At 38.5% G+C, this 18,877-nt stretch carries 23 protein-coding genes; 21 read left to right on the top strand and 2 right to left on the bottom strand.

All coding sequences use genetic code 11. The annotated features are described in order from the left end of the window. Positions 1-114: 114 nt before the first annotated feature. Positions 115-486: a plasmid recombination protein gene (locus FYJ57_RS13420; protein WP_154433053.1), complete on the bottom strand. Its 372-nt coding sequence runs from the start codon at positions 484-486 to the stop codon at positions 115-117. A 567-nt stretch (positions 487-1,053) separates the two neighbouring features. Here FYJ57_RS13420 and FYJ57_RS13415 point away from each other — a divergent pair. Further along, a complete protein-coding gene (locus FYJ57_RS13415; protein WP_154433052.1) occupies positions 1,054-1,395 on the top strand; it encodes a hypothetical protein in 342 nt (113 codons plus the stop codon). A 340-nt stretch (positions 1,396-1,735) separates the two neighbouring features. Here the strand turns inward: FYJ57_RS13415 and FYJ57_RS13410 are convergent, their stop codons facing one another. After that, complete coding sequence (locus FYJ57_RS13410; protein WP_154433051.1) at positions 1,736-2,986, bottom strand: replication initiation protein; 1,251 nt, start codon at positions 2,984-2,986, stop codon at positions 1,736-1,738. 153 nt (positions 2,987-3,139) lie between these two features. Between FYJ57_RS13410 and FYJ57_RS13405 the strand changes: the two genes are divergently transcribed. The 20 genes from FYJ57_RS13405 (at position 3,140) to FYJ57_RS13310 (ending at position 18,767) form a co-directional block, all read left to right on the top strand. Beyond that, a complete protein-coding gene (locus tag FYJ57_RS13405) occupies positions 3,140-3,619 on the top strand; it encodes a signal peptidase I (RefSeq protein WP_154433050.1) in 480 nt (159 codons plus the stop codon). A gap of 97 nt (positions 3,620-3,716) precedes the next feature. Beyond that, positions 3,717-4,733, top strand: a complete 1,017-nt coding sequence (locus tag FYJ57_RS13400) for a hypothetical protein (RefSeq protein WP_154433049.1) — start codon at positions 3,717-3,719, stop codon at positions 4,731-4,733. A gap of 12 nt (positions 4,734-4,745) precedes the next feature. Continuing rightward, entirely contained in the window at positions 4,746-5,327 is a 582-nt protein-coding gene (locus FYJ57_RS13395; protein ID WP_154433048.1) for a hypothetical protein, read from the top strand. Positions 5,328-5,343: 16 nt separating this feature from the next. Further along, entirely contained in the window at positions 5,344-6,579 is a 1,236-nt protein-coding gene (locus FYJ57_RS13390) for a hypothetical protein (protein WP_154433047.1), read from the top strand. Between the two features lie 31 nt (positions 6,580-6,610). Next, positions 6,611-7,360, top strand: coding sequence for a hypothetical protein (locus FYJ57_RS13385; protein WP_154433046.1), 750 nt, complete (start codon positions 6,611-6,613; stop codon positions 7,358-7,360). 213 nt (positions 7,361-7,573) lie between these two features. Next, positions 7,574-7,996, top strand: a complete 423-nt coding sequence (locus FYJ57_RS13380; RefSeq protein ID WP_154433045.1) for a hypothetical protein — start codon at positions 7,574-7,576, stop codon at positions 7,994-7,996. 63 nt (positions 7,997-8,059) lie between these two features. Beyond that, positions 8,060-8,956, top strand: a complete 897-nt coding sequence (locus FYJ57_RS13375) for a hypothetical protein (protein WP_154433044.1) — start codon at positions 8,060-8,062, stop codon at positions 8,954-8,956. A gap of 12 nt (positions 8,957-8,968) precedes the next feature. Next, entirely contained in the window at positions 8,969-9,385 is a 417-nt protein-coding gene (locus tag FYJ57_RS13370) for a PrgI family protein (RefSeq protein WP_154433043.1), read from the top strand. Positions 9,386-9,432: 47 nt separating this feature from the next. After that, entirely contained in the window at positions 9,433-11,991 is a 2,559-nt protein-coding gene (locus FYJ57_RS13365) for a VirB4-like conjugal transfer ATPase, CD1110 family (protein WP_154433042.1), read from the top strand. Positions 11,992-12,204: 213 nt separating this feature from the next. Beyond that, positions 12,205-12,789, top strand: coding sequence for an SOS response-associated peptidase (locus FYJ57_RS13360; RefSeq protein ID WP_154433041.1), 585 nt, complete (start codon positions 12,205-12,207; stop codon positions 12,787-12,789). Positions 12,790-12,810: 21 nt separating this feature from the next. Continuing rightward, on the top strand, positions 12,811-13,263 hold the full coding sequence (locus tag FYJ57_RS13355; protein WP_154433040.1) for a YaiI/YqxD family protein: 453 nt from the start codon (positions 12,811-12,813) through the stop codon (positions 13,261-13,263). Positions 13,264-13,371: 108 nt separating this feature from the next. Beyond that, positions 13,372-13,668 carry a hypothetical protein gene (locus FYJ57_RS13350; protein WP_154433039.1) on the top strand — a complete coding sequence of 99 codons (297 nt, stop codon included), beginning with the start codon at positions 13,372-13,374 and terminating at the stop codon, positions 13,666-13,668. A gap of 13 nt (positions 13,669-13,681) precedes the next feature. Further along, positions 13,682-15,226, top strand: a complete 1,545-nt coding sequence (locus tag FYJ57_RS13345; RefSeq protein WP_154433038.1) for a Y-family DNA polymerase — start codon at positions 13,682-13,684, stop codon at positions 15,224-15,226. A gap of 12 nt (positions 15,227-15,238) precedes the next feature. Next, positions 15,239-15,646, top strand: coding sequence for a hypothetical protein (locus FYJ57_RS13340; RefSeq protein WP_154433037.1), 408 nt, complete (start codon positions 15,239-15,241; stop codon positions 15,644-15,646). A gap of 52 nt (positions 15,647-15,698) precedes the next feature. Continuing rightward, positions 15,699-15,941 carry a hypothetical protein gene (locus FYJ57_RS13335; protein WP_002596221.1) on the top strand — a complete coding sequence of 81 codons (243 nt, stop codon included), beginning with the start codon at positions 15,699-15,701 and terminating at the stop codon, positions 15,939-15,941. A gap of 115 nt (positions 15,942-16,056) precedes the next feature. Beyond that, positions 16,057-16,452, top strand: a complete 396-nt coding sequence (locus FYJ57_RS13330) for a DUF6483 family protein (protein ID WP_004614494.1) — start codon at positions 16,057-16,059, stop codon at positions 16,450-16,452. 54 nt (positions 16,453-16,506) lie between these two features. Continuing rightward, positions 16,507-16,821 carry a DUF3784 domain-containing protein gene (locus tag FYJ57_RS13325; RefSeq protein WP_005342838.1) on the top strand — a complete coding sequence of 105 codons (315 nt, stop codon included), beginning with the start codon at positions 16,507-16,509 and terminating at the stop codon, positions 16,819-16,821. 62 nt (positions 16,822-16,883) lie between these two features. After that, the gene (locus FYJ57_RS13320) at positions 16,884-17,324 is read left to right on the top strand and encodes a hypothetical protein (RefSeq protein WP_154433036.1); all 441 of its coding nucleotides are present in this window, start codon (positions 16,884-16,886) and stop codon (positions 17,322-17,324) included. Between the two features lie 190 nt (positions 17,325-17,514). Next, entirely contained in the window at positions 17,515-17,841 is a 327-nt protein-coding gene (locus tag FYJ57_RS13315; RefSeq protein WP_154433035.1) for a MazG nucleotide pyrophosphohydrolase domain-containing protein, read from the top strand. Positions 17,842-18,134: 293 nt separating this feature from the next. Beyond that, positions 18,135-18,767, top strand: a complete 633-nt coding sequence (locus FYJ57_RS13310; RefSeq protein WP_235904585.1) for a tyrosine-type recombinase/integrase — start codon at positions 18,135-18,137, stop codon at positions 18,765-18,767. Positions 18,768-18,877 lie beyond the last annotated feature (110 nt).

Here is an 18,877-nt window from a genome sequence, read left to right as displayed (position 1 = left end):
ACAGCCTGGACCTTATATTCGTGGTCGTATTTACGTTGGGTACGTGACATTGAGAGTTCCTCCTTATTCTCTTTATTATACATGAATTCTTTGAGAATAAGGTGTCAACTTTATTTATACAACATCATCCGCATTAAAAGATTCTTGTATCCATCGGACATTTACTTCTTTCCATTGCTCCAAAGGAACCTGATTGCGATTTTCCCGGGAAAAAGAAGTAACAATTTCAAGAGCGAGAATTGCATTTTTTCGTATTTTTCGGTTCCCTTTGGCGTAGACCGGGAGCGCATGCAAACGTTCCTGCCAGGCTTCAAGATAAGATAACTGCCGATCAGCTTTGACAGGAAGACTGATTAATTCTTCATTTTTGTTTCTGTATTCGGATATTGCATTGGATACGTTAGATAATCTGTAATTGTGCTCATAGGCTTTTCCTATTTTGTAATAACTATAGAGTTTATTTATATGTACAAAACTATATCCCATAATCCCTCCTTCGTCTCACAGGAGCTTTTATTCAATATAGGCGAATGGAAATTGGAAACTTGAAAGTCTGAATGAGAGAAGATACTTTGTCACACAAGAAATTCCCTAGTAATATAGGAGATAGAGCAAGAAACGTTTATATGTATCCGGTAATCCCTAGTATTTATAAGAAACATAAGATTGTCTCAGAAATTTGCGTATGGATAAAAAAAGGAAATTCCCTAGTAAGTGTTGAAATAGAAAGATGAACGCACAAAAATGAGTTTTATGTCGATAAATGTCGATGTTTGTATTATAATATAAAAGACAACAGCATCATGTTAAATAGATGCTGTTCCTTGTAATACGTATCATACATGATAGATGCCCTTGTGCTTCTATATGGAATCATACAAAACAGATGCTGTCCGTAAACTGTGTTATCATATAAGATAGATACTTTTGAGCAGGAGTGTCTCTGCAATACATGAGCAAATGACAGTAGACCCACAATCCGGCAGTAAAATATTGAGCTGTATTTTCTGTGCATCGCCCATATTTACTGCAACAATAAGAAAGGAAAAGGATATGAACCCATTTACATTAATGTATGAAAACTATTTGACAGATCATGGTTTCTCTTTTGAAGAGACAGAAGACAGAAAAATCGTAATGGACGAGGATAATATGTGCATCGTTGTCGATCTCAATAAGGGAATAGATGTACGTGTGTTATATAAAGGAAAACAAATGGACTTAAAAAAAGGTGGATTTGGAAAAATCGCTTACTTTTCTTCAGAAGACGGAATGTGGTTTGTTCGGGAACTTACAGATTTTTCAGGCATCCATATGAGTGATATCATAGAGCTTATTGAAAGAAGAATCGCACAAATCGAACAGACAGCACTTCTGGTTTTAGAAGATGCATAGCAACTTCCGGAGCGTATCTAAGGCATAGGACAGGCAATCATTTGTCTGTCTTTTTTCTGCTGTTTTTGGGATTAAGTGGTCACCTTTATGGATTTTTTGTTCACCTTTTGGGATTAAACATTCACCTTTAAGGATTAAGTGTTCACTTTCTGGGATTTTTCATTCACCTTTGTGGATTATTTATTCACTGTTTCGGATTCTTCATTCACCTTCGAAGGCGAAAAGGACTGATTTTAAAGGGAATAGAGAGTGCGAAAACAAGAATATAAACAAGTGAAAAACAAGTGTATAAACAAGCTACAACAACAGAACCTCAACCTTTGATGGCTGAGGTTCCTTATTATTTTAATAATAAATTTTCAATTTCTGCTAAATCATAGTCACGATGCTCAAATCCGAAACGGTTGTCATGGTTTCCCTTGTAGGTATATTTATGAGAAGAACTGGAGTATGAAAACCCGAGTCTGCTTGTACACTCGTTTAACAGAATTTTCGCAAGATAATTGGAACGTGCTCTCATGAGTGGGGAAACAGCAGCTCTTGACATTTGCAGATAGAAGATCCGGAGATCCGGAATCACCTGTTTCAGATAATCTGCGAGAAAATCAGCATTACATAGTTGTGGAAGCGGATATAATTTTTTTATGATCTCCATTAAATATTCCATAGTGGCAAAATCAAATTCTTCAAAGAATGCCTGCTTATTTATTTGGAAAAGCAGATTCATCGTTTCCAACTGTTCTGACGACTCAGGCCAGGAAGGAATTGGGTGTTGATAGTATTGGTTGTAGGCGTGAGAAATGCCTGTAGTACCTTTGGATGGAAATATAATATTTGAAGCACTCAGTGTATCCGGAAGAACAAAAGAAGTATTTTCATAAATCACAAATCGGACAGCCTGGGCCGGACGTCCAACCGGTTTGTAATCAAACATGAGATCTGAATTCTTTTTTAAGGCGGTCTGACATTTCTTCAAAACGGAGCGCGCAAAGATCTTATATTCCGGGAACTCATGCGATGCAATTCCCAGCATCCGTTTCAGGTCCTGAAGATCAATAATCCGTTCCCCAATTCTATAGTATTGTTTCAAAAGCATATATAGCCTGATTTCGTGAAAGGAATGCAGATTAATAGCGTTCCAAAATTCGAATTCTGTAAAGTTTCCCTTAAAATCAAACAGATACGGTTTGATATCATCATGACATTTAAAGGACATATACCATTTTCCATCGCTTTTCGCTTTAAACATAAAACATTTACTGAAAAGCTGGCATCGTATCCGGCCGTCAATGGCATATTCGGGCATGATTTCCGGGCGAATGGATACCAGGCGTTTCAGCAGCTTGTCCATCACTGCAAAAAGTGCTGATTCGTTCAATTCTACCCCGAGCAGTGCAGAGTATTGCTGCAATGAAAAGGTAACCTCTGTCTGACTGGGATTTTTAGGATCAATTTTTGCGAGATATAACAAGAAAAGCCGAAATTCCTGCAGAGACATTTTCTTCTCATAAATCATTTCATTCAAAACATTCGACAATGTTGCTTTATCTTTTTTTCGAATATTCAATGGTGTGCTTCGGTTATCGGACATACTTCTCCTCCGTTATCGTTTGTTTGTTAAAAATATAAAATCTGAATATGGAAGATTCTTAAACAATATGGGTAAAAGCAATTTATTTTTGAAAACAGAAGAACAACTCTAATTATTACCCATATTAAAAAGAGAAAGGAGGAGAGATTACATATGAAAATCATAAAAAAATCAGGTGATATTCTTGGAGGTATCCTTATGATTGTAAGCCTGATTTTACTGATCCCGCTTTTATTAACCAATATGGGGATCAACAGCTACATTATTTTGTCGGGCAGTATGGAGCCGGTGATCCGCACCGGAAGTATGGTACTGGTGGATACTCAAACGGAAAATATTCAAAGTGGCGACATTATTATGTATCGGCTACAAAAGGAAAACGTTGTTCACAGAGTTGTGGAAATTCAGGAAGATGGAAAAATTATTACAAAAGGTGACAACAACGAGAATGCAGATTTTGCACCAGTGACACAGGCACAGGTTTGTGGGAAAGTAATAAAAATGCCCTGGGGCCTATGCATTCCATATGCAGGATATGTCAGTGAGTGGATGAGTATAAACAAAATATATGTCGTATGCGTAGTGCTTGCACTGGTCATTATCCATCTTTTGCTACTTCATCTGGCAAAATAAGCGAACCCGGTTCGCATGTGAAAATGCAATTCTTCCTTTTTCCTAAAAGAGCATCACCCATATTGGAAATACAAATAGGAGAAAGGAGGAAAGCGTTTTGGAGAGTAAAAATTTACTACAGCTTACAGGTGGAACGAAAAAAAGTAAAAAAGGCATGAAACGAATGACACTTGCTATGGCTGTACTGTGCAGTGTTGGTTTTGGGATTACGCAGACAGGAGCTTATTCATATTTGAGTAACGCAGATTCTGTTAAAAATCTCTTTTCAGAAGGGAAAGTTTCTATCAATCTCGTAGAACCGGAATGGATAAAAGACGATTCCGGCACGAAAGAAAAAGCAGTTCCAGGCGACGTATATCAGAAGGATCCAACAATTACAGCTACAGATGAGTGTGTAACACCATCATTTGTCTATCTGCAGGTCTATATCCCATATGCTAAAGTGACAAAAGTGAATGATGACAGCACTTTGTATGATAAGGATGCAAATGGAGCGCCACTAAAAAAACATCACATGCTGGTTACTTTCGGAGAAGGTGAAGTGACAAAGACATCTTCGGATGAGTTTCTGGTAGGCGATGCTTCTGACATTCAATATGATCAGGCAACGGAGATTTTGGATTCCGCAGAACTGCCGGATGGACATCTGATCAGGAACAATATCCATGATGGAAAAGATGGATGGACGTTACTAGAGATAAGTGATATTCCGGTAACAGATATTCCGGATACAGACAGTTATCAAAAGAATGTAGATGGATATCTGAAGTTTACATACAGCTTTAACACGATGCTTGCCAATACCGATGTGGTTAATCCAAAGTATGCAGCTTTGATCGGACAGGTTCTAACGAATAAAACAACACCTCTCTTCGAAAAAATACGTGTTGTAAATTGCATGGAAGGGCAGCTGGATGGAAAAGAGTATTACATTCCTGTCAAAGCATATGCGATTCAGGCAACGCATACAGGATCCGCCGAGGATGAGAATGTCAAAAATGCAATACCGGCAACAACAGCAGAAGTAATCAAGCAGGCTCGAAAAGCTTATCTTGCTTATGCAAACCAAAACGAAGATAACGGAATCATGTCAGTTATAAAATTCAGCAGTTAAAGGAGCATTACGATGATCAAACATAAGAAAATTCCATTTTTGATGTCAGGATTTTTATTAGCTGGTGTGGTAATTATCGGTGCACAGTCTGCTCTGGCATATCTTACAGATTACAAAAGTGTAGTGAATACCATAAAGATTGGAAATAATACAACCTCTATTGAAGAAGAATTTCCAACGGTAACACCCATACCTCCGGGAAGCAACCAGATCATTGAAAAACTGGTGAAGATTACAAATGATGATTCTGATGGGAATTCCGTCCCGTGCTATGTAAGAGCAAAAGTTTATTATTCGACTTCAGATATGGGAATCTATACAATCCAGGGAATGAGTAACAAATGGGTGCTTGGAACAGATGACTATTATTACTATACCGATATTCTGGAGCCTGGAAAAACAACAGAGGCATTTATGAAAAGCCTGAAAATCATCGGATCCGATGTGAACACCAACCTTACCACGGAGATTGAAAATTTTGATATCAATGTGTACGAAGAAAGTTATCAGGCAAAAGACCCTGATACACAACAGGTTTTGACCTGGCAGCAGGCCTGGAGCAAAGCTTTGAAAAAACCGGTAGAAGCGAAGTGATGAAGGAGGAAACCACATGAAAAAAAAGATCATAAACTCCTGTGGATATTTGATGCTGGCCGGTTCGGTTGCCTGTTATTCACTGTCAGGAGCTTATGCGTATAAAAGCAACGAACTGAAGGTAACAAGTACCATCACAACCGGAGATGTTGATATTGCCATTCAGGAGAATCAGATTTCTGAAGATGGTGAGACATTAGAACCTTTTGAAAATGATCAGATCATCGTTCCGGGAGACACTATTTCAAAAATTGTCACAGTGAAAAATCTGGCAAATCCCTGTTATCTGAGAATGAAGGTTGTATATGCACAGGATGCATCTGAGGATGCAACCGTAAAAACAGCTCCCATATCAGAAGAAAAGCAGACGGGAGAATGGATAGGAAATGACGGTTTAGATGGAATCTACTTAAATGGAATTTCCGCAGACTGGGTAAATGGTTCCGATGGTTACTTTTATTACACGAAGGACATCCAGACCGGAGAATCCATTCAATTTTTTGAATCGGTATCCTTTCCAAAAGAATGGACAGAAAGATCTTCTGAACAAACTTGTCAGCTTGATGTCACTGCAGAAGCAGTGCAGGCTGCGAATTTCCAGCCGGACTTTATGAAAGAACAGCCTTGGGGAGACACAGAGATTGAACTTTGCTTGCATGAAAATGATGGCAGTATTACTTCAAAAACGCAATACCAGGGACAGATGGCAGTATCACTGGATGCGCAGGCAGCGCAGATGGTTTCCAATACATCTGATTTCTTCCAAAATTTGGATACCTTGATGCCTGGAGATACGGTATCTGATACCGTGTATGTCAAAAACCAAAATGACCATGCGGCAAATTTGTTTTTCCATACGGAAACACCGGAGGATCTCTCTGAAGCACAAATGGATCTGCTGAAAAATTTACAGTTATCTATTCAGGTGAATGGAAACTCCGTATATGAGGGTAATTTGGAAAGCACTGATCTTAACGAAAAAATTTCTCTTGGTCTGTATGAGAAAGGTTCGGAAGGAAAAATTGATTTTTCTGTTTCTATGCCGAAAGAAGATAAAAATGTTTATGCAGCCAGGGATACCAATATTACCTGGGTATTCGACTGTGGATGGGATGATGGCGAATCTGACCATTACCAGGCACCTAAAACAGGGCTGGAAGATCATATCTTGAAAGATTTGTTGCTTGCTGGAACCTGCTTACTCATAGGCGCTATTTCAGTGCTTTTGGGAATGCGAAAACAAAAGAATTAACGATCCCTTTGGGAAAGAAAGAGAGGAAATAATGGAAAAACAGTTAAAGCGCGGATATTCCAATGAGATCATTTTGTATGGAATCATTACAGAGATGTTCCGGACTGATTACAATGTATCTATCGGAATAGCTGTACGGCAGCAAAATGTCCGTATGCAGAATGATTACCCAAAGATTCTTTTTTATGATTCTGAAAACGGAAAGATAAACATTGATACGTTGGCAGAAAATTTTGATGCCGGTACATGGGTAAAAATAGAGGGACACATACAGACTGTTCCCGGATACGCAAATACTGAGAAACGAGTGCCTTATCAGACAATTGTAGGCGATGTTATAGAAAAGATAGATCTGGAAAATATACCAGAGAAAAGAAACCGCGTGGTACTTTCCGGATATGTAGCCAATATCCGACAGCCAAAAAGCCATCTGGGCTTGGTACGTCTTACGTTATTGACCAAACGGAATTATCATGAAAGCTATGTGCATTGTTTGGTATATCCAAACGATGCGGATGAATTTGTAGATAAGATCCGCGAAAAGGATTTCTTATATACCATCGGAATGATTGAAACACGGCGGGTAGCTTCCAATGGTCGCTGGAGCACTTATGAAGATTATGTGGTTAAAGAAATTTACCGTGAAAACCGGGAGACTAAAAAAGCACGTATGTTTTATTGCGAGAAAACAGAAAAAGAAAAGATACTTCCCAAAATTCAAAAAACAGAATTAGATTTTGATAACAAAGATCCGGACTCAGCAGAAGATTCCGGAAAGTAACTAAAAATTAGGATATTAGATAGAGAAAGCTTAACAGCTGGAAAGAAACAAGATAATTGAAAAGAAGGGAAGAAAGGGAATAATTTTAGGGATTGTTCCTGAAAGATTAGAGGAAACTGACAAAAACATAAATAGAGATACATAGCTTCGAAATTTTTGTTCCTGATTAGAAGGAAAGGAGATCGGTATGGATATCCATACTGAAGTAGAAGAATGTTCAACAACCGAAAGAGCCAGATCAGAAAAATACATGTACTGGCAACAACTGCCCGCACAAATGTAGGAAACGCTGCCTGGGCGGAGCAGGTTTTAAGACTCTATAGAAAAGCCGTAAAAACAATATCGTTTGCCTGGCTGCTTCTTATGAGTACCTGTGTACCATGTATGGCCGATGTGACAACGGCGACACTGGGAGATACGGATATTGTCACTAACATGATCGGCATTATTTTGCTGGTTTTTCGTATCATTGGAATCGTTATGGTGGTGTATAGTATCGGGGCATTGATTCTGGCCTTTAAGAATGAAGATCCGGATTCCAAAACAAAGAATACCTCCATGATGGTTATATCCATCATTCTGATATTCCTGGAGACATTTGTTAATGCGTCTGGCATCTTGGATAAATTAGCATAATATCGAATGTTACATATAGAGACAGAGGTTTGCTTCTGTCTCTTTTTCAAAGAAAGGAAAGATATGCTGAAATTTTTTTCAAGACAAATATTCGAAGCACTCGTCGTGTTATTTGGAAATGGATTACTGAATGATATTGCAGAATTTTTAAATACGATAAATACAGCAACGGTAAATGCCTTGAATACAGGAGTAATCTCAGATGCAATTGGGATCTTTAAAGGTCTGGCAGCATCCCTGGTAATTTTATTCTTTTTGATCGAGTTACTGAATGAAGCGCAAAAGGACTTTGTGACGTTTGAGCGTCTGACAGTTATGTTACTTCGTCTTTTAGCAGTTACGGTACTTATCATGAATCTGGAAATGATAGTAAATGGTCTGGAAGAACTATCCGTTCTTATTTTCAAGGCAGTAAAGGACCTTGCGGGAAATTCAAGTAATTCATTTGAAATTTTCGGTGAAAATGCAGCAACCGGTTACCGGTATAGTGAAGTAGAAAAAGATATGAAAGACGCTTTAGGAAAAGCAGGAATCAAACAGGCCTTAATGGTTGTTCTGCAGCTCCTTATTCCGTGGCTGATATCCAGACTGTGTTACGTTGTGGCATATGTGATTGCTGTCGGCCGTTCCATCGAACTGATTGTTCGGGCGATTTTTTCACCGATAGGAGTTGCAAATCTGTTTGAAGATGGAACCCGCAGTTCCGGTTTTCGATACTTGAAGAAATTTGCAGCCTGTGCCCTGCAGCTTGGTGCGATTGCCGTTATCTTATATGCAGCAAATGCATTGTGTAATTCCCTGATCAGTTCCCTTAGTGACGGATATATGACCATTACGAAGGACAATATTCTGGATGTTCTGGGGAGTACGGCACTTTGGAGCATGAGTGCGATCCAGCTGGCCGTAATCGGAATTACTTTAAAGGCACAAAGTATTTGCAACGATATTCTTGGTGCTTAATGGGAGGCGTTTATGATAGAAATTCAGGTTCCAAAGGATATTACAACTTATAAAACCAAAACCGTAGGTCCTTTGACGATGCGGCAGCTGGTTATATTGATGCTTGTCATTGCGATGGACTTTTTATTATATACAGCTGTACTAAAAGATAGAAATCTGAGTGCAGAAGCTATTATGTATATAGCGGCACTGATCGATACGCCTGTCTTTGCTTTTATGTTTGAGATATACGGGATGCCTATGGAAAAATTCATCCTGATTTTCCTGTTGTGTAATGTCCTTGCACCGGGCAGGAGGATATACACTGGTTCTTTGCGGAAAGAAGTTGATGTACCAATATCACAAAAGAAGGAAAAACAGATCCGAAAATTACGTAAAAGAATGATCCGGGAATCAAGGAAAAAAGAAACTTTGAAGGTTTATAAGTAACATGCATATGTTTCTTATAAAAACGGATTGGCAAAAGGAGAAGTAACATGTACTTTCGAAAAAGTAGCAGAGATACGAAAAAGGAAATAAGATCTACACCCCAAAATAGAAAGAATAAAGCAAAAGGGCATAGCAGAAAAAAAGAACTGCTGAAATGGAAAGTGCCGCAGACGGTTCAGGATACCATTCCATATTTATACGTATACCAAAACGGGATCATGGAGCTTACGCCTGGTGTGTTTTCAAAAGCGTATATTCTTGGTGATACCAATTTCAAAATCAGTTCCAGGCAGGGCCAGGAAAAGATCTTTCAGGACTATTCCAGAATGCTTTCTACATTTGGCGATACGGTAAAAGTAGAAATCACTATCTGGAATAAAAACATGGATCTGGCAGAGTTTCAAAAACAGGTACTTATGCCAATGATGAATGATACGCTGAACGAGTACCGGGAAGAGTATAATCAGATGTTAATTGAAAAAATGTCCGGTGCAAATAATAACCTGGAAAAGGTTAAAGTTATGACCCTGACAATAGAAGAAGAATCCATTCAGGAAGCAATCACGACATTTCTGCGGCTGGATACGGAAGCAATAAAAATGATAACAAGCCTTACCGGTGAGAATACCAAAGCAATGACATCGATGGAACGGCTTTGTATGCTGTACGATATATATAATCCTGGTTCCACGCAGAAATTTTTACAGAAAATACAATATCAGGGAGAATGGCAGGATAGCATTACCCTGCAGTCTATTCACCAGCTGGGACTCACAACAAAAGATGTAATCGGACCGGATAGTTTCACATTTAAAGCCGATAAAGTGCTCCTGGGAGCAAAAACTTTTGCACGAACATACTATGTTTCTATGATTCCAACATGGCTTCGTGGGGATGCTTTTACGGATCTTTCGGAACTTCCATGCAATATGTTGGTAAGCGTCCATTATCGTACCCTGCCACAGGATATAGGATCTAAACTGATCAAATCATATCGTGTAAATATCAACTCCAATGTGGCTGATGCAGAAAAGAGTGCAAGTCGTGCAGGTTACAGCATGGATCTGATTTCCCAGGAACTGTTGGATTCCCGAACAGAAGTAAAAAATCTGACCAATGATATTACGAAGAGAAATCAGAAGATTGTCATGGCATCTATTGTACTTACGGTATTTACTTCATCTGAAAAAGAACTGGAAAAGATGGATAAGCAGATCTCCATGATAGCCAATAAGCACCAGATGCAGATCCGGGTGCTTTCTCTTCAGCAGGAATATGGTCTGTCCACGGCGCTTCCTGTCGGAATGAATAAAATTGCTGTGGAACGTCTGATGACTACCGAAACAGCTGCCATGCTGATTCCATTCGGCGTAAAAGAATTAAATCACAAACACGGTATGTATTATGGATTAAATGCAGAATCTTATGGTATGATACGCTACGATCGTACAAAGGGACAAAATTACAATGGTGTGATTCTTGGAATGCCCGGATCCGGTAAATCTTTTGCTACGAAAAGAGAGATCATCAATGTAATTTTAAACACTACAGATGAAGTATATATTATTGATCCGGAGCGCGAATATCTTTCTCTGGCAGAAAAACTTGGCGGTAAGGTGATCCGGATAGCAAATGGTTCGGATATTTATCTGAATCCGTTCGACATGGACATTGAGTATGCCGATGATGGCGATCCTGTAAAGATGAAAGCGGATTATATTACAACGATTGTAGATATTGCAATTGGTGGACGTTACGGGATTTCCCCCAGCGAACGTTCTTTGATTGACCGGGTGGTATTTGAAATCTATGAGCCATACCTGCGACATCTGCATAAAACCGGAAAAACCATTGATCTGGAGCATATGCCAACCATGCAGGAATTTTACGAGAAAATGCTGGAGCAGGTTGCGCCGGAAGCGCAGAACATCGCCCTGGCCATGGAACGATATGTCAAAGGCTCCCATGACATCTTTGCACATAAGACAAATGTAAATACGGATAACAGATTTGTGATCTATGATATCAAGGATATTGGCTCCGGTCTGAAGGAACTGGGTTTGCAGATCTGTCTGAATTCTATCTGGAATAAGATGATTGAAAACCGGAAAAAGGGGAAACGTACATGGCTATATATTGACGAGTTTTATTTGCTGCTTAAAAAGGATACTTCGGCTGATTTCTTGCAGGAGATTTGGAAGAGGGCACGAAAATGGAATGGAATACCAACAGGAATTACACAGAACGTAGAAGATCTGTTAAAATCTGAGGCAGGAAGGACGATATTAAATAACTGTGGATTTGTCATGCTGTTAAATCAGGCCCCAATGAATCTGATACAGCTTTCAAATATTTATAATATTTCACCGGAAGAACAGAAGTATATCAACAACGGTCCCTCTGGCCAGGGACTGATCTGGATGACCGGTGGCCAGGGAAGCGAAAGCGGGGGAACGGTGATTCCATTTATTGATCAGTTTCCGCAGGATACAAAACTGTATAAAATGATGACAACAAAACCATCCGATGACCGTATCCGAAACAATCAGAAAAGCAGTACCGCGTATCATCATATAGATGGAAATGAACGCGAATACCATAAATAAAAAATTTGAATCGCCAGAGATTGCTAAATGTAATTTCTGGCGATTTTGTCATACTATATGTCCATATTTGAATTGCCTGTTTCATTTTCATTAGATAAACATCCGGTTGTAGCAAGTCGATTTAGTGGTTATAATAAAAGAAAAATACATACAAAAAATCAAGAAGGGGCAATGAAAAAAGCTCCCTTCTTTCATTGTTATGAGGAAATGAAGATGTGTGGCAGATATTATATTGATTCAGATATGGCAGATGAAATACAGCAGATGGTCAGGGAAGTAGACCAACGGATCCGCAAAGCCCAGTTTACCGGGGATATCCATCCAATGGAGAGCGCGCCGGTTATAGAAAAGTCTGAAAACGGTTTGAAACTTCATATGTGCAAATGGGGTTATCCGTTATCCAGGGGAAAGAATCTTGTTATTAATGCACGGGCAGAATCCGTGATGGATAAGGCTTCTTTTCGAAATGGCATATTATATCATCGTGTTTTGATCCCTGCCAGTGGCTTTTATGAATGGAACCGATTAAAAGAGAAAAATACATTTACCAGGCCAGACGCGCGGGTATTATATATGGCCGGGTTTTGTGACTGGTTTGAGAATGAACGAAGATTCGTGATTTTAACAACAAAAGCTAATGCTTCTATGGAAAAAGTACATGAACGGATGCCGTTAATTCTGGAAAAAGAACAGATTGTGGACTGGTTTCAGAATGAAAAGATGGAAAAACTGCTGCAATACACGCCGATTATGTTGAAACGCGAGGCAGAGTATGAGCAGCAAAGTCTGTTCTTATAGTAGAAACAAAGGAGAAAAATAATGCATATATACGTGGATGCGGATGCTTGTCCGGTGATCGCTATCATCGAAAACAAGGCACAAAAATATAACGTTGCTGTGACATTGTTATGTGACACGAATCATGTGTTGACATCTGCCTACAGCGAAGTTGTGGTTGTAGGTGCAGGAGCAGACGCAGTGGATTATAAGTTGATCAACATATGCCATAAAGGCGACGTTGTTGTATCACAGGATTATGGTGTGGCAGCAATGGCACTGGGAAAGGGAGCTTATGCGATCCACCAATCCGGAAAATGGTATACGAATGATAACATCGACCGGATGCTTATGGAACGGCATCTGAATAAAAAGGCCCGGAGGAGTTCAAACAAAGCCCATTTAAAAGGTCCGAAAAAAAGGACAAAAGAAGACGATGAAAGATTCGCAGAATCGTTTGAAAGACTGATACAGATGGCACTGGCAGCAAGCTGATTCTTTCAGGTCTCTTTTTTACAAAAATTGGAAGTGCAATCCAAATTGACAGAACATACGTTCTATGATAAAATGACAAAAAACAGGATACAGAATAAGAGGGATTGTATGGCTATTCCATTGCAAAAAAGAGAGTATTTTGAATGTAAGTATTCCAACCAGCTGCAGCCGGTATCCTGTATTGCTTCTTTTTCCAATCAGGGCGGTGTGCGGCCTCAGTATATCCAGGTCACAGATACCGAAGGCTGTAAGCTGGTCTATCAGATTATAAAGGTGCACCGTGTGCAGGATCATAAAAACAGTGATATTACGTTTCTGTGCGACATTATGGAGCATGACAGGGTAAGAATGATCGAATTGTTTTTCCAGCGGAAAATCGATCAGTGGTTTATCAAGGTAAGATAAAGAAGGTGAGAAAATGACAGACATACACAACAGCCATAAAAAAGATGGAAGAATCTATGCAGCTATTGATTTGAAATCTTTTTACGCATCCGTAGAATGTCATGAAAGAATGCTGGATCCGCTGGAGACAAATCTTGTAGTAGCGGATCTTAGCCGGACAGAAAAAACAATTTGTCTGGCAGTTTCACCATCACTGAAAGCATATGGGATTTCCGGGCGGGCAAGGCTTTTTGAGGTCGTGCAGCGGGTAAAAGAAGTAAATACAGAACGTTTGTATAAGGCTCCTCACAGGAAATTTACTGCTGCCTCATATGATAAGAGAGAATTAGAAAACCATCCGGAATACAAACTGGAATATATTGTAGCACCTCCGCGTATGTCGCTGTATGTGGAATACAGTACCAGGATTTATAATGTGTATTTAAAATATATCGCTCCAGAGGACATTCATGTTTACAGTATTGATGAGGTTATGATAGATCTTACATCTTATCTGGATATTTATCACGTATCTCCGGAGCAGCTGGTCAAAAAAATGGTGCAGGATATCTATGTAAATACCGGGATCACGGCGACAGCAGGTATCGGTACGAATCTGTATCTGTGTAAAGTTGCCATGGATATTGTAGCAAAGCATGTGGAGCCGGATGAGGACGGTGTTCGGATCGCCAAACTGGATGAAATATCTTACCGGAAACTTCTGTGGAGTCATACACCGATCACAGATTTCTGGAGAGTCGGACGAGGGTATGCAAAAAAACTCGCACAGTATGGGTTGTATACGATGGGAGATATCGCACGCTGTTCCCTGGGAGATGAACGCAGCTATCATAACGAGGACCTGTTATATCGATTATTTGGCATTAATGCAGAATTGCTGATTGATCATGCCTGGGGCTGGGAGCCATGCACGATTGCAGATGTAAAAGGGTACAGGCCAGAAACAAAAAGCATCTGCTCTGGCCAGGTACTGCATTGTCCTTATGAAGCACAAAAAGCACGTATTGTTATGCGTGAGATGGCAGATGCGTTATCACTGGAATTGGTAAGTAAAGGGCTTGTCACAGATCAGCTGGTTGTTACGATTGGATATGACAGAAAAAATCTGGAATCACAACAAATCACATATACGGGGAAAATCACGACAAACCGATATGGAAAGAAAGTTCCGGAACATGCCAATGGTACGGTGAATCTGGAACGAAAAACATCATCTTCTCATTTGTTAATACAGGCTGCAGAAGAACTGTATGATCGCATCGTAGACCGGAATCTTTTGATACGAAGATTGAATATATCCGCAAATCATCTGGTAGATGAGGGTCAGGCAGAAAAAGAAATCACTTATGAACAGTATGACCTGTTTACAGATTATCATGCACTGGAGAAAAAGGAGAGAGAAGAAAATGACGCATTGGCAAAAGAGCGGAAACTGCAGGTAGCCATGCTTGAGATCAAGAATCGTTTTGGCAAAAATGCCGTATTAAAAGGAACCAGTTTTCAGGAAGGCGCAACGGGCCGGGAACGGAACGAAGAGATCGGCGGACATAAAGCATAAAGGAGCAGGGATATGGAATCATATGAAGATATCTTGTATCTGGAACATCATGTATCGAAAAAGCATCCACAGATGTCCATATATAACCGGGCAGCACAGTTTGCACCATTTGCAGCATTATCCGGGCATGGAGAAGCTATTGCAGAGACTGCCCGTCTGACGGAAGGGAAAATAGAACTGGATGATTATGAAAAGTTGAAATTAGATGAAAAAGTGTATATCCTCCAGGAACGAATTGCCGAAGTACCAGAAGTATGTATCACCTATTTTCGGCCTGATACAAAAAAGAATGGTGGAGCATACCTTACTATCAGCCAGGGTCTGAAAAAGATCTGCCCGCAGGAGCGTCTGCTGGTGATGGCAGATGATACCAAAATAAGGATAGAAGATATTTTGGAGCTATCGTTTAAGTTTTACTGATAAATACTATTGCTTTATACAAAAAATATGAATTTGCAAAGGAGGACTATGTATGCGTATATGGAAAGCAATATTCAGCGTATTAACTATTATTTTTGGCTCACTGGGACTGATAAACATAGTTTCTACTGATATAACACTGCCGATTATGTTTGTCTTTATGGGATTAACTATGTTGACAAATGCAAAGGAGTGTTATGATAAAGGTGCGAAGAAAGATGCTATGATATTTGCAGGCATAGCGATTTTTGTCTATGTAGTCACAGCATATAATCTGATAAGCAGATTTATGTAACTTCCAGTTTGCAGAACTGACCCAAAAGAGCTCGAAGGAGCTCTTTTTCCTTTTTTATAATAGTATCATTATGGTATAATAGAGACATTAAAATCGGAAGTTATGGAGGTGAAAAATGTATTTCACAGACGAAAAAGACTATATTATGCGAATGATAAAAGAAATGGTAAGAGTATTATTTTCTTTAATGTTTGGGAAAAAGTATGTTTCTGTTGAACTTGAAAAAGAAAATAAATATGAAGTATCAGGGAAAAATTTGAAAGATTTTCTTGATATGATTGATTCTGGGGAAATTAACGAAGCAGAGAATATACTTTTAGATAGCATTGATTATACAGACAGAAATGAGGTAATGGCAGCAGCTCTTTTCTACCAATACCTTAGTGAGAAGGATAGTGAGTTTTTGAAAAATAATAATTATACAAAAGAAGAAGTGATGTCTGGTTTTAAGCAATTACTTATGCAGTCAGGATATACTGATTTGCTATGTTTGGTCAAAGCTGAAGAGTAATGTAGAAAATTCAAAGAGATAAGAGTGATTGGCTGAAAGGAGAAATTGTATTATATGTTCTATATTGTTTTTGACTTTATGATGGCAGTGATTATGTTTTTGTTTGGAATGTGGTTTTATAAATCAGAAGGAAAAGCTACTAAATTCTTGTCGGGTTATAATATGAAATCAGCGGATGAACGAAAGAAATACGATGAGAATGCTATGTGTAAGGCATATGGAAAAAGAATGATGTTTATGTCAGTTCCTTTTATTATTGGAATAATCATAGATATCCAATATCAAGGAATAGGCTGTTGGATCGCATGGGGGATATGGCTTATTATGTTTGTTTTGTTGCTTATTGATAGACATAAAAGAGAACGTTAAATTCCCATTTATTGGGAAGTCGCTGAGAACGAAAAATCGATATTTGTGGAGGTAAAGAGTGTATGAAAAAGGAACTGCGTATTCTGGTTATTTTAATTGCTGTGTTATTGGTAGGAACAGTAGGTTACTATTTCATGCCAAAGAAATTCGGTAAGAATGTAAATACTTCTGAGGTAGACCATATAAATGTGTTCGATGGAAATACAGGAACTGGTTTTACTATCACCGATTCAGAAGATATCGAATATATAGTGGCGAATATTCAAGGTATTTCAATGAAAAGAGATGGCATTTCACTTGGAAGAACGGGATACAGTTTTAAAATTAGTTATATAAACAGCAACGATAAAGATATCATACCTGTATTTATTCTCAATAGTGATAATACAATTTGTAAAGATCCATTTTTTTATAGATGTGATGGAGGATTATGCTTTGATTACTTAAAAGCATGTGAAGAGAAATATAGAACTAATGTAACAGAATCTATAGAAGAAAAATAACTTATTGCTGATAAATGTTTTGATGGGGCGATGGTTTTTACATTGATAATAATGGTAATTATTTTATTGGTTTTGACACCTGTAGGAATTGTTGTAGATAAAAAGATTGAAGCTTATTTTGAAAATAAAAGAGAACCTTAAATTCAAGTTTTGAAACTGAGAAATCGGAAATTTACAGAGGTGATATACAATGAAAATTAGTGTTAGCGATTATGAAGATTATTTATATGACCATTATAAAGAACATGGCATTGATACTAGTTTGTTTATGAAATTAGTTGAAGAAGTAGGTGAAGTTGCAGAAGTTTTAAATAAAAGAGACGGCAGAAAGGCTTCTGATAACGAAGATTTAAAATCTCAATTAGCAAACGAATTGGTAGATGTTATTCATTATGCTTTTGCTATTGCATCATTAAATGAAATTGACTTAAATGATGTTATTTTGGAAAAAGATAAAAAGACATCAATTAAGTATAATCATGAACGAAACCTTGAACAGTTTATGTTGGAACGATAGATTGGACTTTGTAAAACAGTTAGATAAATTTAAATTGAACAAAATCGCTGCGCGATGGCCTGCCGAGGCTGTGGCGCAGCTTTCTTTTTCTCAATAATAAAATAGGCAATGGCAATTCTTACCATCATTTGATATTGTAAAGTTACCACACAAAACAATTCAATACAGAAAGACACCACTGCCTATGAAAAGAATACCATTTGACCGCTTTTCTGACAAGCGGTTTTATTATGCCAATGCGCCTCCATGTAAGCAGGGTTTCTCATTAACTACTTTACATGGAGGATTTTATTATGTACGATGAAATATTTAGCCAGATTACAAATGCTGCAAACAAACGGAATCTAAGAGATTCTACTATTCATGCATACTGTACAAGTGTTGCTCACTTTTTAAAATATACAGATAAGCCAATAGATGCTCTGACAACAGATGATGTTGACACATTTCTGATCCAAAAAAGACTTTCCGGGATTTCACCGGAAACATACAACCACTATCATTCCGGTATTCGTTTCTTTTATAAAAAAGTATTAAAGATGAATTGGGATGACGATGATATCCCACGTATGAAAAGAGACAGGAGCCTGCCAACCGTACTTACGAAAGCAGAGATATCAGCGATTCTTGATGCAACGCCAAACCTGAAACATAAAGCCATGATTGCTACAATGTATTCAGGTGGTCTTCGGGTATCAGAAGTCACGCACCTTCACTATGAGGATATTTCACGCACCAATAAAACAATACACATCCGTGATGGCAAAAGCCGCTTTGACCGTTATACCTTACTTGCTGACCGTACACTTGAGATACTTACAGAATACTGGTTTAAATGTGGAAGACCAAAAGGAATTCTGTTTCCAAGTTCATGGACAGGGAATTATCTTGTGAGGGACAGTGTCATTCTGATGTTGTATAAATAAAGTTGACACCTTATTCTCAAAGAATTCATGTATAATAAAGAGAATAAGGAGGAACTCTCAATGTCACGTACCCAACGTAAATACGACCACGAATATAAGGTCCAGGCTGT

The organism is Oliverpabstia intestinalis, assembly GCF_009696065.1.
GTDB classification, from domain to species: domain Bacteria; phylum Bacillota; class Clostridia; order Lachnospirales; family Lachnospiraceae; genus Oliverpabstia; species Oliverpabstia intestinalis.
This window is presented reverse-complemented; position numbering and strand designations above follow the sequence as displayed.

Excerpts from the sequence above, each read along its gene's own strand:
- FYJ57_RS13375 (WP_154433044.1), top strand. The coding sequence starts at position 8,060 with ATGCTGAAATTTTTTTCAAGACAAATATTCGAAGCACTCGTCGTGTTA.
- FYJ57_RS13355 (WP_154433040.1), top strand. The coding sequence starts at position 12,811 with ATGCATATATACGTGGATGCGGATGCTTGTCCGGTGATCGCTATCATC.
- FYJ57_RS13315 (WP_154433035.1), top strand. The coding sequence starts at position 17,515 with ATGAAAATTAGTGTTAGCGATTATGAAGATTATTTATATGACCATTAT.
- FYJ57_RS13360 (WP_154433041.1), top strand. The coding sequence starts at position 12,205 with ATGTGTGGCAGATATTATATTGATTCAGATATGGCAGATGAAATACAG.
- FYJ57_RS13325 (WP_005342838.1), top strand. The coding sequence starts at position 16,507 with ATGTTCTATATTGTTTTTGACTTTATGATGGCAGTGATTATGTTTTTG.
- FYJ57_RS13420 (WP_154433053.1), bottom strand. The coding sequence starts at position 486 with ATGGGATATAGTTTTGTACATATAAATAAACTCTATAGTTATTACAAA.
- FYJ57_RS13405 (WP_154433050.1), top strand. The coding sequence starts at position 3,140 with ATGAAAATCATAAAAAAATCAGGTGATATTCTTGGAGGTATCCTTATG.
- FYJ57_RS13340 (WP_154433037.1), top strand. The coding sequence starts at position 15,239 with ATGGAATCATATGAAGATATCTTGTATCTGGAACATCATGTATCGAAA.
- FYJ57_RS13320 (WP_154433036.1), top strand. The coding sequence starts at position 16,884 with ATGAAAAAGGAACTGCGTATTCTGGTTATTTTAATTGCTGTGTTATTG.
- FYJ57_RS13385 (WP_154433046.1), top strand. The coding sequence starts at position 6,611 with ATGGAAAAACAGTTAAAGCGCGGATATTCCAATGAGATCATTTTGTAT.
- FYJ57_RS13345 (WP_154433038.1), top strand. The coding sequence starts at position 13,682 with ATGACAGACATACACAACAGCCATAAAAAAGATGGAAGAATCTATGCA.
- FYJ57_RS13350 (WP_154433039.1), top strand. The coding sequence starts at position 13,372 with ATGGCTATTCCATTGCAAAAAAGAGAGTATTTTGAATGTAAGTATTCC.
- FYJ57_RS13310 (WP_235904585.1), top strand. The coding sequence starts at position 18,135 with ATGTACGATGAAATATTTAGCCAGATTACAAATGCTGCAAACAAACGG.
- FYJ57_RS13370 (WP_154433043.1), top strand. The coding sequence starts at position 8,969 with ATGATAGAAATTCAGGTTCCAAAGGATATTACAACTTATAAAACCAAA.
- FYJ57_RS13335 (WP_002596221.1), top strand. The coding sequence starts at position 15,699 with ATGCGTATATGGAAAGCAATATTCAGCGTATTAACTATTATTTTTGGC.
- FYJ57_RS13365 (WP_154433042.1), top strand. The coding sequence starts at position 9,433 with ATGTACTTTCGAAAAAGTAGCAGAGATACGAAAAAGGAAATAAGATCT.
- FYJ57_RS13395 (WP_154433048.1), top strand. The coding sequence starts at position 4,746 with ATGATCAAACATAAGAAAATTCCATTTTTGATGTCAGGATTTTTATTA.
- FYJ57_RS13415 (WP_154433052.1), top strand. The coding sequence starts at position 1,054 with ATGAACCCATTTACATTAATGTATGAAAACTATTTGACAGATCATGGT.
- FYJ57_RS13380 (WP_154433045.1), top strand. The coding sequence starts at position 7,574 with ATGTTCAACAACCGAAAGAGCCAGATCAGAAAAATACATGTACTGGCA.
- FYJ57_RS13330 (WP_004614494.1), top strand. The coding sequence starts at position 16,057 with ATGTATTTCACAGACGAAAAAGACTATATTATGCGAATGATAAAAGAA.
- FYJ57_RS13390 (WP_154433047.1), top strand. The coding sequence starts at position 5,344 with ATGAAAAAAAAGATCATAAACTCCTGTGGATATTTGATGCTGGCCGGT.
- FYJ57_RS13410 (WP_154433051.1), bottom strand. The coding sequence starts at position 2,986 with ATGTCCGATAACCGAAGCACACCATTGAATATTCGAAAAAAAGATAAA.